This window comes from Pseudomonas sp. FDAARGOS_761, from assembly GCF_013343155.1.
Lineage (GTDB): Bacteria > Pseudomonadota > Gammaproteobacteria > Pseudomonadales > Pseudomonadaceae > Pseudomonas > Pseudomonas aeruginosa.
The window spans coordinates 3,104,561-3,119,624 of the sequence record NZ_CP054572.1 but is presented as its reverse complement, the minus strand read 5'-3'; the positions used below and the strand labels follow the sequence as shown (position 1 = coordinate 3,119,624).

The 15,064-nt window shown below is 67.4% G+C and carries 10 protein-coding genes; 7 read left to right on the top strand and 3 right to left on the bottom strand.

The features are described 5' to 3' along the window. The first annotated feature begins 228 nt into the window (after positions 1 to 228). From tssI to FOC67_RS14345, 4 genes are all read left to right on the top strand, one after another. Positions 229 to 2,298 (top strand): type VI secretion system tip protein TssI/VgrG, encoded by a 2,070-nt coding sequence (tssI, locus tag FOC67_RS14360; RefSeq protein ID WP_009313976.1) that lies wholly within the window; start codon positions 229 to 231, stop codon positions 2,296 to 2,298. Positions 2,299 to 2,347: 49 nt separating this feature from the next. Further along, positions 2,348 to 6,301 (top strand): type VI secretion system effector Tse5, encoded by a 3,954-nt coding sequence (gene tse5 / locus FOC67_RS14355; RefSeq protein WP_174707741.1) that lies wholly within the window; start codon positions 2,348 to 2,350, stop codon positions 6,299 to 6,301. Then, entirely contained in the window at positions 6,298 to 6,489 is a 192-nt protein-coding gene (locus FOC67_RS14350; protein WP_003090543.1) for a hypothetical protein, read from the top strand. Before tse5 ends, FOC67_RS14350 begins: the two co-directional genes overlap by 4 nt. A gap of 162 nt (positions 6,490 to 6,651) precedes the next feature. Beyond that, positions 6,652 to 7,614, top strand: a complete 963-nt coding sequence (locus tag FOC67_RS14345) for a threo-3-hydroxy-L-aspartate ammonia-lyase (protein ID WP_009313979.1) — start codon at positions 6,652 to 6,654, stop codon at positions 7,612 to 7,614. A gap of 7 nt (positions 7,615 to 7,621) precedes the next feature. Here the strand turns inward: FOC67_RS14345 and FOC67_RS14340 are convergent, their stop codons facing one another. From FOC67_RS14340 to FOC67_RS14330, 3 genes are all read right to left on the bottom strand, one after another. Further along, positions 7,622 to 8,863, bottom strand: a complete 1,242-nt coding sequence (locus tag FOC67_RS14340; RefSeq protein WP_009313980.1) for a dienelactone hydrolase family protein — start codon at positions 8,861 to 8,863, stop codon at positions 7,622 to 7,624. Positions 8,864 to 9,045: 182 nt separating this feature from the next. Then, on the bottom strand, positions 9,046 to 9,975 hold the full coding sequence (locus tag FOC67_RS14335) for a LysR family transcriptional regulator (RefSeq protein ID WP_003116706.1): 930 nt from the start codon (positions 9,973 to 9,975) through the stop codon (positions 9,046 to 9,048). A 22-nt stretch (positions 9,976 to 9,997) separates the two neighbouring features. Continuing rightward, on the bottom strand, positions 9,998 to 10,972 hold the full coding sequence (locus tag FOC67_RS14330; protein ID WP_009313981.1) for a quinone oxidoreductase: 975 nt from the start codon (positions 10,970 to 10,972) through the stop codon (positions 9,998 to 10,000). Positions 10,973 to 11,197: 225 nt separating this feature from the next. Here FOC67_RS14330 and FOC67_RS14325 point away from each other — a divergent pair, with 225 nt between their 5' ends. The 3 genes from FOC67_RS14325 to FOC67_RS14315 all read left to right on the top strand — a co-directional run bounded on the left by FOC67_RS14325 (position 11,198) and on the right by FOC67_RS14315 (position 15,062). Beyond that, on the top strand, positions 11,198 to 11,950 hold the full coding sequence (locus FOC67_RS14325; RefSeq protein ID WP_003110095.1) for a class I SAM-dependent methyltransferase: 753 nt from the start codon (positions 11,198 to 11,200) through the stop codon (positions 11,948 to 11,950). Positions 11,951 to 12,541: 591 nt separating this feature from the next. Next, the gene (locus tag FOC67_RS14320) at positions 12,542 to 13,345 is read left to right on the top strand and encodes an ABC transporter permease (protein WP_003097732.1); all 804 of its coding nucleotides are present in this window, start codon (positions 12,542 to 12,544) and stop codon (positions 13,343 to 13,345) included. Beyond that, positions 13,335 to 15,062, top strand: a complete 1,728-nt coding sequence (locus tag FOC67_RS14315) for a GspE/PulE family protein (RefSeq protein WP_009313982.1) — start codon at positions 13,335 to 13,337, stop codon at positions 15,060 to 15,062. The genes FOC67_RS14320 and FOC67_RS14315 overlap by 11 nt, the downstream gene beginning before the upstream one ends. Positions 15,063 to 15,064: the final 2 nt, after the last annotated feature.

Sequence of the window (15,064 nt, the reverse complement as noted above, 5' to 3'; positions counted from 1 at the left end):
TGGGCCAGTGCGCCGCAGCGTGCTCGGAGCGGAAATACTTTTCGACAAAGCCGTCGTTGCTTCGGTTTTTTTTCTGGCTTAGGGTCGGCGGGTCCGCAGGAGGCGGGCAGGGGTGTCGTGGCTATTGGCTAGCCTTTCGCGACGGCACGGGGTTGTACGATCATCTGGCGCGCTGCTGGCGCGTTGTTCGGGCCGCCCGCCGCAGGTGACTATCAAGGAAGATTCCCCATGCTGTTCTCCCAACACACCCGCCTGGTACACGTGGACTCCCCGCTGGGCCCCGAGGTCCTGCAACTGCAACGGCTGGAAGGCCGCGAGGAGCTGGGCCGGCTGTTCAGCCACGAACTCGAACTGGTCTCGAGCAATCCCGCCTTGCCTCTGGATGCCCTGTTGGGCAAGCCGATGAGCCTCGCGCTGGAACTCCCCGGCGGTAGCCGGCGGCACTTCCACGGCATCGTCGCGCGCTGCAGTCAGGGCGCCGGCGCCGGCCAGTTCGCCAGCTACCAGGTCACCCTGCGCCCCTGGCTGTGGCTGCTGACGCGCACTTCGGACTGCCGCATCTTCCAGAACCAGAAGGTCCCGGACATCATCAAGCAGGTGTTCCGCGACCTCGGCTTCTCCGACTTCGAGGACGCCCTGAGCCGCTCCTACCGCGAGTGGGAATACTGCGTGCAATACCGCGAGACCAGCTTCGATTTCGTCAGCCGGTTGATGGAACAGGAAGGCATCTACTACTGGTTCCGCCACGAAAAGAAGCGCCACATCCTGGTGCTCTCCGATGCCTACGGCGCGCACCACAGCCCGGCCGGCTACACCAGCGTGCCCTATTACCCGCCGAGCCTCGGCCATCGCGAGCGCGACCACTTCTTCGACTGGCACATGGCGCGCGAGGTCCAGCCCGGCTCGCTGAGCCTCAACGACTACGACTTCCAGCGTCCCGGCACCCGCCTGGAAGTGCGCTCCAATGTCGGGCGCGCCCATGCCGCGGCCGACTACCCGCTCTACGACTACCCTGGCGAGTATGTGCAGAGCCAGGACGGCGAACACTATGCACGGACCCGCATCGAGGCGATCCAGACCCAGTACGAGCGAGTTCGCCTGCGGGGATGCGCCAGGGGTATCGGGGCGGGCCATCTGTTCCACCTGAGCAACTACCCGCGCCTGGACCAGAACCGCGAATACCTGGTGGTTGGCGCCGAGTACCGGGTAGTCCAGGAACTCTACGAGACCGGTAATGGCGGGGGCGGCGCGCAGTTCGAGAGCGAGCTGGACTGTATCGACGCCGGCCAGGCTTTCCGCCCCTTGCCGTCGACCCCGGTGCCGGTGGTGCGCGGCCCGCAGACCGCGGTGGTGGTCGGGCCCAAGGGCGAGGAGATCTGGACCGACCAGTACGGCCGGGTCAAGGTGCATTTCCATTGGGACCGCCACGACCAGTCCAACGAGAACAGCTCCTGCTGGATGCGCGTCTCGCAGGCCTGGGCCGGGAAGAACTGGGGCTCGATCCAGATCCCGCGGATCGGCCAGGAAGTGATCGTCAGCTTCCTCGAAGGCGACCCGGACCGGCCGATCATCACCGGGCGGGTCTACAACGCCGAGCAGACGGTGCCCTACGAGCTGCCGGCGAACGCTACCCAGAGCGGCACCAAGAGCCGTTCGAGCAAGGGCGGCACGCCGGCCAACTTCAACGAGATCCGCATGGAGGACAAGAAGGGCGCCGAGCAGTTGTTCATCCATGCCGAGAGGAACCAGGACATCGAGGTCGAGAACGACGAGACCCACTGGGTCGGCCACGACCGGACCAAGACCATCGACCACGACGAGACGGTGCATGTGAAGCACGATCGCACCGAGACCGTGGACAACAACGAGACCATCACCGTGCATGCCAACCGCAGCAAGACGGTCGACCGCAACGAGACGGTCAGGATCGGCATGAACAAGACGGAAACCATCCTCATGGCCTCGTTGCAGAACGTCGGCATGGGGCGCATGGAAAACGTCGGGCTCGGCTACAGCCTGAACGTCGGCATGATGATGAACACCGTGGTCGGGCTGAACCAGAGCACCCAGGTGATGAAGAAGAAGACCTTGTCGGTGGGCGATAGCTACGAAGTGAGCGTGGGCGGCAGCGACGATGGCTCGAAGATCACCCTGGACGGTCAGAGCATCACCCTCGGCAGCCAGCGCATCGAGCTGACCGCCGACCGCGAGATCCTCTTGCGCTGCGGCCAGAGCACGATCCGCCTGACGCCGGGGGAGATCGAGATCCTCTCGCCCAATGTCGATATCAACTGTTGAGCGGCGGGCAGATGTCCTGTCGCGGCTTTTCCCAAGGAAGGATGGATAGATGAGCGGCCTACCGGTTTCCCATGTCGGCGAGAAAGTCTCGGGAGGGGTGATCTCCACCGGCTCGCCCACCGTGCACGTCGGCAGCAGCGCGGTCGGCCTGGCCGACCGGGTGTCCGCCTGCGTGCCGTTGGTGGGCAAGCCGGTCAACCCGATGCTCGGCAGCAAGCTGCTGCCGGAAGAGGTCGATTTCGCCCTGGCGGCGCCGGACACCTTCACCTTCGCCCGTGGCTACCTGTCGAGCAACCCCCGTATCGGCCGGCTCGGCCGGGGCTGGTGGCTGCCGGGCGAGAGCATGCACCTGGAACTGAGCGAAGACGCCTGCGTGCTGGTCGACGCCCAGGGCCGCCGGATCGGCTTTCCTGCGCTGGCTCCCGGCGCGCAGCATTATTCCGGCAGCGAGGAGCTGTGGCTGCGCCGCGGCGGTTCGAGCGGCGGCGAAGCGCAGGCCTGGCGCGGGCGCTGGGCGGCGGTGCCGGCCGAACTGCAGACGCAGGAGGGCTCCGTGCTGGTGCTGTCCGGCCACAGCTACCTGCATTTCCAGCGTTGCCCCGACGGTATCTGGCGCCTGCAGGCCAGCTTCGGCCGCGCCGGCTACCGCACCGAGTTCCGCTGGAGCGGACGTGGCCTGCTCACCGGCGTGCGCGACAGCGCCGGGCGCAGCTATGCGCTGGTCTACCAGCAGGCCTGCGAGCCGAGCGAGGGCGACGACGGCCTGCGTCTGTTCGGCGTGATCCTGGCCAGCCACGACGGACCGCCTCCGGACTACATCGATCCGCAGAGCCCAGGGCTCGACTGGCTGGTGCGCTACCAGTTCAGCGACAGCGGCGACCTGATCGCCGTGCGCGACCGCCTCGGCCAGGTGGTCCGGGTATTCGCCTGGCGCGAGCACATGCTGGTCGCCCACGGCGAGCCGGGCGGGCTGGAGGTTCGCTACGAGTGGGATGTCCATGCTCCGCACGGGCGGGTCGTGAAGCAGATCGAGGCGGGCGGCCTGACCCGTACCTTCCGCTACCTGCGCGATGCCACCGAGGTCAGCGACAGCCTTGGCCGCGTCGAACGCTACGAGTTCGCCGGCGAGGGTGGGCAGCGGCGCTGGACCGCGCTGGTCAGGGCCGACGGCAGCCGTAGCGAGTTCGACTACGACCTGTTCGGCCGCCTGGTCGCCATGCGCGACCCGCTGGGGCGGGAGACGCGGCGCCGGCGCGATGGCCAGGGGCGGATGCTCGAGGAGGAGTCGCCGGGCAAGGCGCGCTATCGCAAGCGCGTCGACGAAGAGACCGGGCTGCTGGTCGAGCTGGAGGACGCGATGCAGCGCCGCTGGACCTTCGAGCGCGACGAACGGGGCAATGCGACGACGGTGCGCGGCCCGGCCGGCAGCACCCGCTACGCCTACGAAGACCCGCGCCTGCCCGACCGGCCGACGCGAATCGTCGACCCGCGCGGCGGCGAGCGGCGCCTGGAGTGGAACCGCTTCGGCCTGTTGGCGGCGTTGACCGATTGTTCCGGCCAGGTCTGGCGTTACGACTACGACAACGAAGGGCGTTTGGTCGCCAGCAGCGACCCGCTGGGACAACTGACCCGGCGCCGCTACGACCCGCTGGGGCAACTGATCGGCCTGGAATTGGCCGACGGCAGCGCCCTGAGCTATGAATACGACGCCCTTGGGCGGCAGACCCGTATCGCCGATGCCGAGGGGCACGCCACGCTGTTTTCCTGGGGCCACGGCGATCTGCTGGCGCGGGTTTCCGACGCCGGCGGCGGCGAACTGTCCTACCTGCACGACGAAGCCGGCAGGCTGGTCGCCCTGACCAACGAGAACGGCGTCCAGGCGCAGTTCCGCTACGACCTGCTGGACCGTCTGGTGGAAGAGACCGGTTTCGACGGTCGTCGCCAACGCTATCGCTACAACGCCGCTGACGAACTGGTCGCCCGCGAGGATGCCGACGGTCGCGAGACCACCTATGCCTACGACCGCGACGGCCGCCTGGCGAGCATCCGGGTTCCCGCCACCGAGCACGCACCGGCCCTGGTCGAGCGTTACCGCTGGTTGCCCGACGGCCGCCTGGCCAGCGCCGGCGGGGCGGATTGCGAGGTGCGCTACACGTACGACGAGGTCGGTAACCTGCGCCTGGAAAGCCAGGTACATGCCGACGGTTGGGTCTACAGCGTCGAGCACAGCCACGATGCGCTGGGCGTGCGCCAGACCAGCCGCTACGGCGACGCGCCGCCGGTCGCCTGGCTGACCTACGGCCCGGGTCATCTGCACGGCGCGCTGGTCGGTGCGGTCGAGCTGGCCTTCGAGCGCGACGCCCTGCACCGCGAGGTGCGTCGCGACGCCCGCCGTGACGGGCAGGATGACGCGTTGTTCACCCAGGAGCGCCAGCACGCGCCGCTGGGACGCCTGCAGCGCAGCCGTCTGCGTCTGGCCGGCGGTTTCGACTGGCAGCGCGGCTATCGCTACGACGGACTTGGACAACTGGTCGGCATCGACGACAACCAGTATCCGTCGGTGCGCTACGAATACGACCTCGGCGGTCGCCTACTGGCCAGCCGGCGCGCTGGCGCGGCGGCCAGCGCCTACCGCTACGACGCCGCCGGCAACCGCCTGGAGGGCGTCGGCGAGCATGCGCGCGAGGACGCTCGCCAGGCATTCGCCGAGAACGAACTGTACCGCTCCGGTTTCAGTCGCTCCGAGGCACGCGCGAGCCAGGCCGGCGAAGGTCCGGCGCGCTGGGCCGGCAACCGCGTGGAGAGGATCGCCGGCAACCGCTATCGCTTCGATGCGCTGGGCAACCTGGTCGAGCGTATCGGCGCCGACGGCGAGCGCCTGCGCCTGGCCTACGACGGCGCGCAGCGCCTGGTCCATCTGTCGCGCGATTGCGCCGACGGCACGCGGCTGGAGGCGCGCTACCGCTACGACGCGCTGTCGCGACGGATCGCCAAGGTGGTGCTGCGCGAGGGTGTCGAGCAGCAGGTGCGCTTCGGCTGGGACGGCGATCGCCAATGCGCCGAAGCCTTTGCGCGGGAACTGCGCACCACCGTTCACGAACCGGGCGGTTTCGTCCCGTTGCTGCGCCTGGAGCAGGCCTGCGAGCCCGATCCCCCGGAGCTGCTGCAACTGCGCCAGGCGTTCGCCGCCGAAGGCCAGCCGCTGCCGGCGCAATGCGTGCCGGCGCTGGGCGAGGCGCGGATCGCTTTCTTCCACACCGATCACCTCGGTACCCCCCTGCAGCTGAGCGACGAACGTGGCCAACTGCGTTGGCAGGGCGTTCCGGACGACTGGCGGGCGGTAGCGCCGGAACGACAGCCGGGTGCGCAGCCGATCCGCTTCCAGGGGCAGTACCACGATGAGGAAAGCGGCCTCTACTACAACCGCTACCGTTACTACCTGCCGGAAGCCGGGCGCTATGCCAGCCAGGACCCGCTCGGCCTGGGCGGTGGGCCCAACCCCTATGCCTACGCGCTGAACGCGCCCACGCTGGCCTACGATCCCACCGGCCTGATCATCCCGCTGGTGGTGATCGGCGCCTTCGCCGCCCGCGCCGCGATCGGAGCGGCGCTGGGCGCCGGCATCGAGCTGGGGATGCAGACCGGCAAGCAGGTGCTGGGGCAGATGAAGGACAACTGGGACAGCGATCGCGACCTCACCGATATCAAGTGGAAGTGCATCGACATCAACTGGAAACACGTCGGCGCCTCGGCGGCCATCGGCACCGTGGCGCCGGGCATGCTCAGCACCGGCAAGACCGTGGTGCAGTCCGCCAAGGCGATCAGGACCCTTTCCGGACAGGCGGCCAACACCGCCAACCGCGCGGCCAAGCTGGCCGCGCGCAAGGCCGCCCATGCCGATACCATCAAGAAGGCCGTGGCCACCCAGGCCGCCTGGCAGACGGGCAAGCAGATCGTCAAATGCCCGCTGAAGGACGAAGAAGAGGAGTGTCCGCCGCAATGATCAAGCATTACCTGCTGATGACCCTCGTCTGCATACCGCTGGCGTTGCTCTACGTCTGCCTGGAATGGTTCTTCGGCAACACCTGGGTGACCGTCGGGGTGTTCTTCGGCGTGCTCGTCGTGCTGCGCCTCGGGCTCTACCTCTACCGCCGCTCGAAGGGCATCAGGGACGGCTACCTGGACGAGTGAGGCCGACCCGGCATCGCGGAGCATCGACCCATGCAGGACCTCTTCGTCAATGGCTCCGCCAGTCTTCCGCCGCCGATGCTGTCGCGCAGGCGCTGCTGGCGGCGTTCGCCTGGTAACCTGGCGACCTGCCTGTCTTCTTTGCCAAGGTCCGAGGAACCGACCATGCACGACCTGCCTACCTACGACGATGTGATCGCCGCCGCCGCGCGGATCGCCGGGCATGCCAACCGCACGCCGGTGATGTCCTCGCGTACCCTCGACGAAGAACTCGGCGCGGAAGTCTTCTTCAAATGCGAAAACCTGCAGCGCATGGGAGCGTTCAAGTTCCGCGGCGCCTTCAACGCGCTGTCGCGGTTTTCCGCCGAGCAGCGTGCCGCCGGGGTGGTGGCGTTCTCCTCCGGCAACCACGCCCAGGCCATCGCCCTCTCGGCGCGCTTGCTGGGGATCCCGGCGACCATCGTGATGCCGGCCGACGCGCCGGCGGTGAAGATCGAGGCGACCCGTGGCTACGGCGGGCAGGTAGTGCTCTATGACCGCTATACGGAAGATCGCGAGCAGATCGGCCGCGACCTGGCGCAGCGCCATGGCCTGACCCTGATCCCGCCCTACGATCACCCCGACGTGCTGGCCGGGCAGGGCACCGCGGCCAAGGAACTGTTCGAAGAAGTCGGTCCGCTGGACGCCTTCTTCGCGCCCCTCGGCGGCGGCGGCTTGCTCTCCGGCTGCGCCCTGGCGATCCGCGCGCTGGCGCCGGCCTGCCGGATCTACGGGGTGGAGCCGGAGGCCGGCAACGATGGCCAGCGTTCGCTGCGCAGCGGCGCCATCGTGCATATCGATACGCCGCAGACCCTCGCCGATGGCGCCCAGACCCAGCATTTGGGCAATCTCACCTTCCCGCTGATCCAGCGCAACGTCGATGACATCCTCACCGCCAGCGACGCCGAACTGGTAGATGGCATGCGCTTCCTCGCCGCGCGGATGAAGCTGCTGGTCGAGCCCACCGGTTGCCTCGGCCTGGCCGCCGCCCGCCAGCGCAAGGACGAATTGCGCGGCAAGCGGGTCGGGATCCTGCTCAGCGGCGGTAACGTCGACCTGGTGCGTTTCTGCGCCTTGCTCGGCGGCTAGCCGGCCGCTAGAGGCCGAGTCCTTCGCTGGCTGCCCAGCGCGCCATCAGACGGTTCGACGGCAGGCTTTCGTCGAGCAGCTTGCGCGTGCTTTCCACCCCCGCGACCGGCAGGCCCTGCGGGTCGAGCAGGCCGATCTGCACCAGCACGCCGGCCTGGTCCCAATAGATGTGCTCGTGGTAAAGGCGGTCGCCGCGAAAGCGCACCACGCCGAGCATGGGGATTTCCACGAAGCGCCCGGTGGGTGGGACGCCGGGCAGCAGCCAGTCGATCTCGCAGCTGTGGGTGAAGCGCATGACGAACTCGTCGACCACCTGCAGCGCCCCCACCGTCCGCGAAATCGGCGTGAGGGTCATGTCCGGCGGGTTGCCGTGGATGAAGTGATGGCGGTAGAAGCGGCTCAGTTCGCGCTGGCCGACGCCGCCGGTGAGGGTCGGGACATGGTTGACGTAGGGCTCGGCGACCATGGTCGCCATGGTCGCGGCGACGTCGCGGGTATCGAACTCGTGGCGCACATGCTCGTCCCACAGCGCGGAGAGGTCGAAGTTCGGCCCGATCTCCCGCTTCAGGGCGGCGATGCTGCGTTCGTGGGCCATCAGGTAGGCCGGTTTGTCGAAGTGCATGCCGCCGACGCGGGCGAAGGCGTGATCGACGCCGGGGTAGAGGTACAACTCGGTCTTGGGCAGGTTGCGCAGGCAGGGCAGGATCGCGTCGCGGGCCTGCTGCGGGCAGTAGGCGTCCTGTTCGGCAAAATGCAGCACCAGCCGGCCCTTGATCTGTTTCGCCTCGTCGAGCAGCGCCTCGATGCCCATGCCGTAGTAGCCCACCGAGCAGGAGACGTCGGTGCGCGTCGCGGCGAGGTAGGCCAGCTTGCCGCCCATGCAGAAGCCGACGAAGCCGATCCCGGCGTGGACCACCTCCTCGCGTTGGCGCAGGTGCTCGATACAGGCGGCGATGTCGTCCACCGCGGCGTCCAGGTCGATGCGCTGGAACAGCTCGATGGCCTTGGCGAAGGCCGCTTCGTCGTAGCCCAGGTCGACGCCCGGCTGCAGCCGCCAGAACAGGTCGGGGACCAGGGCCACGTAGCCCTCTTCGGCGTACAGGTCGGCCACCGCGCGCATGTTCGCGTTGACGCCGAAGATTTCCTGACCGATCACCACGCCCGGCCCCTTGCCGCTGGCGGGGAGCGCGAGATACGCGTCGAACCGGCCGCTGCCGTCGGACGCGGCGATGCTGACGTACTGTCCCATGCCTGGATTCCTCATCGGGTTGTTGTTGGAGTGGGAAAACGGGAAAGCGAAGCGAACCAGCCTAGTAGGAACCGGTCGGCGGGTCATTGGCTATCCGCATGCTGGCGGGAGGGTATCCGGATTGTCCGGGAGCGAGGGGCGGGAGGCGGCGCGCTCCTCGGCGAGCCGCTCGCGGATACCGCTCAGGCCCGCTGGCGCTGCCAGGGCGGGCCAGCGGCGAACCGCGCTTCCACCCATTGGCGGAACGCGCTGGCCGCCGCCGTGGCGTAGCGCGCCGAGGGGCGCACCAGGTAGACGCCGGCGTCGGCATCCAGTTGCCACTCCGGCAGCACCCGTACCAGCCTGCCGGCTTCGAGGTCGCGGCTCATCAGCCACTCGCCGGCGGCGAAGATGCCCAGGCCCTGGCGTGCGGCGCAGAGCAGGGCCTCGTTGTCGTTGCTGACCATCGAGCCGCGTACCCGCACGGGCTGCTGTTCGTCCTGGCGGGTCAGCTTCCACTCCGGGTACGAGTGCAGTCCGCTGAAGCCGAGGCAATTGTGTGCCGCCAGGTCGGCCGGGATACGCGGTACCCCATGCCGCTTCAGGTAGTCGGGAGCGGCGCCGAGGATGCGCCGGTGGGCGCACAGCCGCCTGGCCACCAGGCGGCTGTCGGCCAGTTCGCCGACCCGGATCGCGAGGTCGAAGCCTTCCGCGATGATGTCGACGAAGCGCTCCGAATAGTCGGTTTCCAGCACCACCTGCGGATGCGCCAGGGCGAACTCCGCCAGCAGCGGACCGAGCCAGAGCCGGCCCATCGCCGACGGCAGGGCGATGCGCAGGCGTCCGCGCAGTTGCGCGGCGCCCAGGCTGGCTTCGTGCTCGGCCTCGTCGAGCAGGTCGACGGCCTGGCGGAAGCGGCTCGCCAGGCGCTCGCCTTCATCGGTGAAGCGCAGTTGCCGGGTGGTGCGTTCGACCAGGCGGATGCCGAGGCGACGCTCCAGTGCGCCGAGCCGCTTCGAGAGCACCGAGGGATGTCGTTGCAGGGCGCGGCCGGCGGCGGCGAACGAACCGTGCTCGGCCAGGGCCAGGAGCGTGGCGACTTCATCGGCCTGCCGGCTGTCGAACGGTTGCATGCATGCGCCTCTTGCGGGTGGGTCAGGGCAAGAGTACCAGCGCGCCTTGCGAGCGTCCCTCCAGCAGATCGGTATGCGCTACGGCCGCCTCGGCCAGCGGGTAGCGCCGCCAGACCCGGGGCTGGATGACACCGTCTGCATGAGCGCGCAGCACAGCCTGCGCGCGTAGCCGGTATTCCTCCGGGTTGGCGGTGTGGGCGGCGAGCGAGGGACGGGTGAGGAACAGCGAACCCTTGGCGTTGAGGGTGGCGACTTCGACGGCTGGCGGCACGCCGGAGGTAGCGCCGAAGGACACCAGCAGGCCGCGCGGACGCAAGCTGTCCAGGGATGCCTCGAAGGTAGCGCGACCGATGGGGTCGTAGACCACATCGACCTTGCGCCCGACAGTCAGCTCGGCGACCTGGGCGGCGAGACTGGCCGCGTCGAACACCAGCACCTCGTCGCAGCCGGCAGTCTTGGCCCGCTCGACACTTTCCGCCTTCGACACCACGCCGATCACCCAGGCGCCCAGGTGCCGGGCCCAGGCCGCCATCAACTGGCCGACGGCGCCCGCCGCGCCGTACAGCAGGATGCGTGTGCCGGGCCCGACGGGGTAGGTGGCGTGCAGCAGGTAGTGCGCGGTGATGCCCTTGAACAGCAGCGCCGCCGCGTCCTCGAAAGCGAGTGTGTCGGGCAGCTTCAGCAAGCGCTCGGCGGGGTAGAGCCGGGCGCTGGCATAGGCGCCCAGCGGGCCGGTGGCATAGGCGACGCGGTTGCCCGGCGCCAGTCCGGAGACTCCCGGACCCAGCGCGGCGACCACTCCGGCGCCTTCCAGGCCGAGGCCGGACGGCAGCGGAATCGGTACCGCTCCCGAGCGCTGGCCGAGGTCCAGCGGATTGACGCCGATGGCGGCCTGCTCCAGCCAGACCTCGCCGGGGCCCGGTTGCTGCGCCCGGACTTGCTCCAGGCGCAGGACCTCGGGGCCTCCGTTTGCGTTGAGGGTGATGCGACTGGGCATGGCGGTCTCCTTGGCTGCGTTCGTCGTTCCGGCAGTCTAATGAAGCATCCGGGGATGACCAGGTAGGTTCTTTGCAGTTGATTGCTGCACCGCATGCAGTAGTGAGACGGTGCTCCGAGGTGACCGAAAGTCGTGTTTCCGTATCGACGGGATTCGCCTAGTGTAAGGCGGCAGCCTGGACGGCCATGGTCCCTGTGGTCGCCGGGATCATTTCGGGAGAGTCCCATGACGGCACCTTTCAAGGATCATTTCTCCACGGGTTCGGCGAACTACGCCGCACATCGTCCGACCTACCCGGCGCGGCTGGTCGACGAGCTGGCCGCGCTCTGCCCCGGCACCCGCCTGGCCCTGGACTGCGGCTGCGGCACCGGACAGCTCACGGTGCTGTTGGCCGAGCGTTTCGAACGGGTGGTCGGTACCGACGCCAGCGCCGCGCAGATCGACAAGGCGCAGGCGCGCGAGCGGGTCGAGTATCGCGTGGCCCTGGCCGAGGACAGCGGGCTGGCGGCGGCCAGCGCTGACCTGGTGACGGTCGCCCAGGCCGCCCACTGGCTGGACCTGCCGCGCTTCTACGAGGAAGTCCGGCGTGTGGCCCGTGCGGACGCCATCCTGGCTCTGGTTACCTATGGCGTATTGCATGTCGACGGCCCCATGGAACCGCTGGTCCAGCACTTCTACCACCAGGTCGTCGGCCCCTACTGGCCTGCCGAGCGGCGCCACGTGGAGGAGGGCTACCGCAATCTGCCGTTCCCCTTCGAGGAGCGTCGCCTGCCGGACCTGGCCATCGAGGTGGCCTGGACCCTGGACGAACTGCTGGGCTATGTCGGTACCTGGTCGGCGGTGAAGGAAGCCGGCAAGGCCCTTGGCCAGGATCCGGGCGCCGCGTTCGTCGATGAGCTGCGCGAAGCCTGGGGCGACCCGCAGACGCGCTATCGGGTCAGTTGGCCGCTGACGGTGCGCGCCGGGGTGATCCGCTGAGCCATCGGACGCAATCCGAAACTCAACCATGACGGCGGGGAGAGCGCCGATCGCGTCCGCCTGCCGTCTACGCAGGTCGCTGCAACCCCTTGGCAGCCGCGGCGTCGCTTGAGCGCGGGCACAGGGGGCAGGTGGTGCGCCGAGTCGTATTCGTCGAACTCGCCATGCCGCCCCAGGGCGGGTCGGCGTGCAGGTTGCCAGTCCCTGGCGTACGGGGCGCTCAGTGCGTGCTTTCGTTTCACTGAGCCAGGTTTTCCAGCGCTATGAAGAAATCGCCCCGATTGCAGGATGAGTCTTGCTTTCGTCCCGGTTTCACTGCCGCTGGCTGCTGAATCGAGGGTGCACTCCGCGCAGTCCGGCCCCACACCTTGAGAGTCGTTGCCATTGCCGGGGTTACCCACGTGCTTTCCAGCAGGTACGGAGCCGATGGGAGATCGAGTTGGCGAGAGTGCCGGCTTGCTCCGGCCTTCTGAAGACTCTTCTTGAATCAGAAAAACCTTACGCCAGAAGTAGTGGGGGCTGATGGCCCAGCTCGCTTCGATCCTTCATGGTTAGCGGGTTCTGTTCTTCTTCGCCGTGGAGAGTTTTTCTGTGAGTGGTTCCCTCTTGGTACCGGCCAGTCTCGCCAGTCGCATCAGGCTCCTGCTGGTCATGACCCGGCGCGAGGTCGAACTGCGTTATCGCGACGCCATGTTGGGCCGCATCTGGATCATCGTCTCGCCGTTCCTGCTCTTGCTGATCTATACGTTTGTCTTCGGCTTCGTGCTGAAGTCGCGCTGGGGCGGAAGCCAGAGCACGCTTTCCTTCGCCTTGACCCTGTTTTCCGGACTCCTGCTGAACGGGATCCTCGCTGAAAGCCTGTCCAGGGCCCCGACTATCATCCAGGCCAACGCCAACTACGTGAAGAAGCTGGTTTTTCCCCTGGAGATACTCCCCCTCACACCGCTACTGGCCGCTTTCTTCAACGCCATGCTCGGCTACCTGGTGCTCTGTATCTTTCTTCTCTTCAGCGGCGTCGAGCCGGGCTGGCAACTGGTCCTGCTACCGCTTGCCCTGCTCCCCTTCCTGCTCTGCGTGACGGGGCTGGCGTGGTTCCTCGCGGGGCTCGGGGTCTATGTTCGCGACATAGGGCAGTTCGTCCAGTTTCTCCTGGTGCTTCTGCTATTCATCAGCCCGGTGTTCTATCCGCTGTCATCCTTGCCACCGGTAATGCAGCCCTACCTGTACCTCAATCCGCTGACGATCCCGGTGGAAATGGTCAGGGCGATCCTTTTCGATGCTCCCTATCCGACCCTTGGGGTCTTCAGCGTTTATTGCGTTGCGTCGCTGCTGGTCTGTTCATCGGGCTTCCTCTGGTTCCGTCGGGTACAGGAAGGTTTTGCAGATGTCCTCTGAGGCCGTTTCCCCGGGCCCGCAGGTGACGGCCGAGTGGATACCGCTGGGGCAGCGTTTGCTCGAACGCGGGTTGGTGAGCGGCCAGGAACTCGAGCGGGCGCTCGACCTGCAACGCCGGCTTGGCGGCCGCCTGGGAGGTATTCTCGTGCGTTCCGGAGCCATCTCGGAAAATACCCTCATGCAGGTGCTGGCGGAGCAACTGCGGTTGCCGCTGGTGGGGGACGACCTGCGGAAGCCGAGCGAAGAGTCCATCGCCGCATTCCTGCTCAGTACCCCGATCAATACCGACTGGTTCGTCGAAGAACAGCTGGTGGTCTGGGAGGAGGGCGAGCAACTGCTGTTCGCGGCGCGTGATCCGTTATCTCCTTCGATACGCGAAACCCTGGGCTATTTCTATCCGGAGCGCTCGATTCAAGCAGTGCTGTGCCGCTCCCAGGATCTGGACGGCTGGTTGGCGCATTCCCTGGACCTGGCCCGGCAAGGTGCGGATCGGCCCGCCTACGGCAGCGAAGACATCCGCTACCTGCGGGAGCTGGCGGAGGAGGCGCCGGTAGTCGAACTCGTCAACAACGTGATGAGCCAGGCCATGGAAAAGCGCTCTTCGGATATTCACATCGAACCCCGGGAGTTCGACTTCCGTATCCGCTTCCGCGTCGACGGCGTCCTGCACGACCAACTGAGCCTTCCCCGCGAGCGATTCGCGGCGGTTGTCTCGCGGATCAAGCTGATCTCCGCCATCGACATCGCGGAGCGACGGTTGCCGCAGGATGGACGCATGAGCATCCGGGTCAGCGGTACGGAGCTCGACGTGCGGGTCTCCACCTTGCCAGGGGTGCATGGCGAATCGGTGGTCATGCGCCTGTTGCCGAAGGAGCGCGAGGGGTTGCGCCTGGACCGGCTCGGGATGCTCCCGGACCACTTGCAGAGGATGCGTGCATGGGTAGCGGAACCCCACGGCATCATCCTGGTGACCGGCCCCACCGGATCGGGCAAGTCCACGACGCTCTATGGCGCGCTGGAGGAAATCAATGATGGCGTGCGCAAGCTCATCAGCGTGGAAGATCCCGTGGAATACCAGGTGCCCAACATCACCCAGGTCCAGGTCCATGCCGACATCGGCCTGACCTTCGCTGCCGCCTTGCGCTCGATCCTGCGGCAGGATCCCGATGTGATCATGATCGGGGAGATACGCGACCTGGAGACGGCGGAGATCGCCGTACAGTCCTCGCTCACCGGTCACCTGGTGCTTTCGACCCTGCATACCAACGATGCGGTGAGTGCCTTCACGCGCTTGATCGACATGGGCGTGGAACCCTTCCTGGTGGCTTCGCCGGTGCGCGGTGTCCAGGCCCAGCGACTGGTGCGCAGGTTGTGCGCCCACTGCGCGGAACCTTGCGAGCCAACCCTTGCTGCGGCCGATCTGGCAGCGACCGAGGCGGCCACCGCGCGGCTGTTCCCGGGGCAGGCAGCGCAATGGCGCGTGGCGCGAGGCTGCGGCCGCTGCGAAGGTACCGGCTACAGCGGCCGTGTGGGCATCTACGAACTCGTCGATCTGTCTTCCGAGATGCGCGACCTGATCGTGCAGAGAGCTTCCCTCGAACAGATGCATCGGCTTGCCGCCAGCCAGGGACAGCGCAATCTGCGTGAAGATGGCTTGATCAAGGCCTGGTTGGGTATGACCAGTCTTGACGAGGTGCATCGCGTGACCAGCGGCTAAGT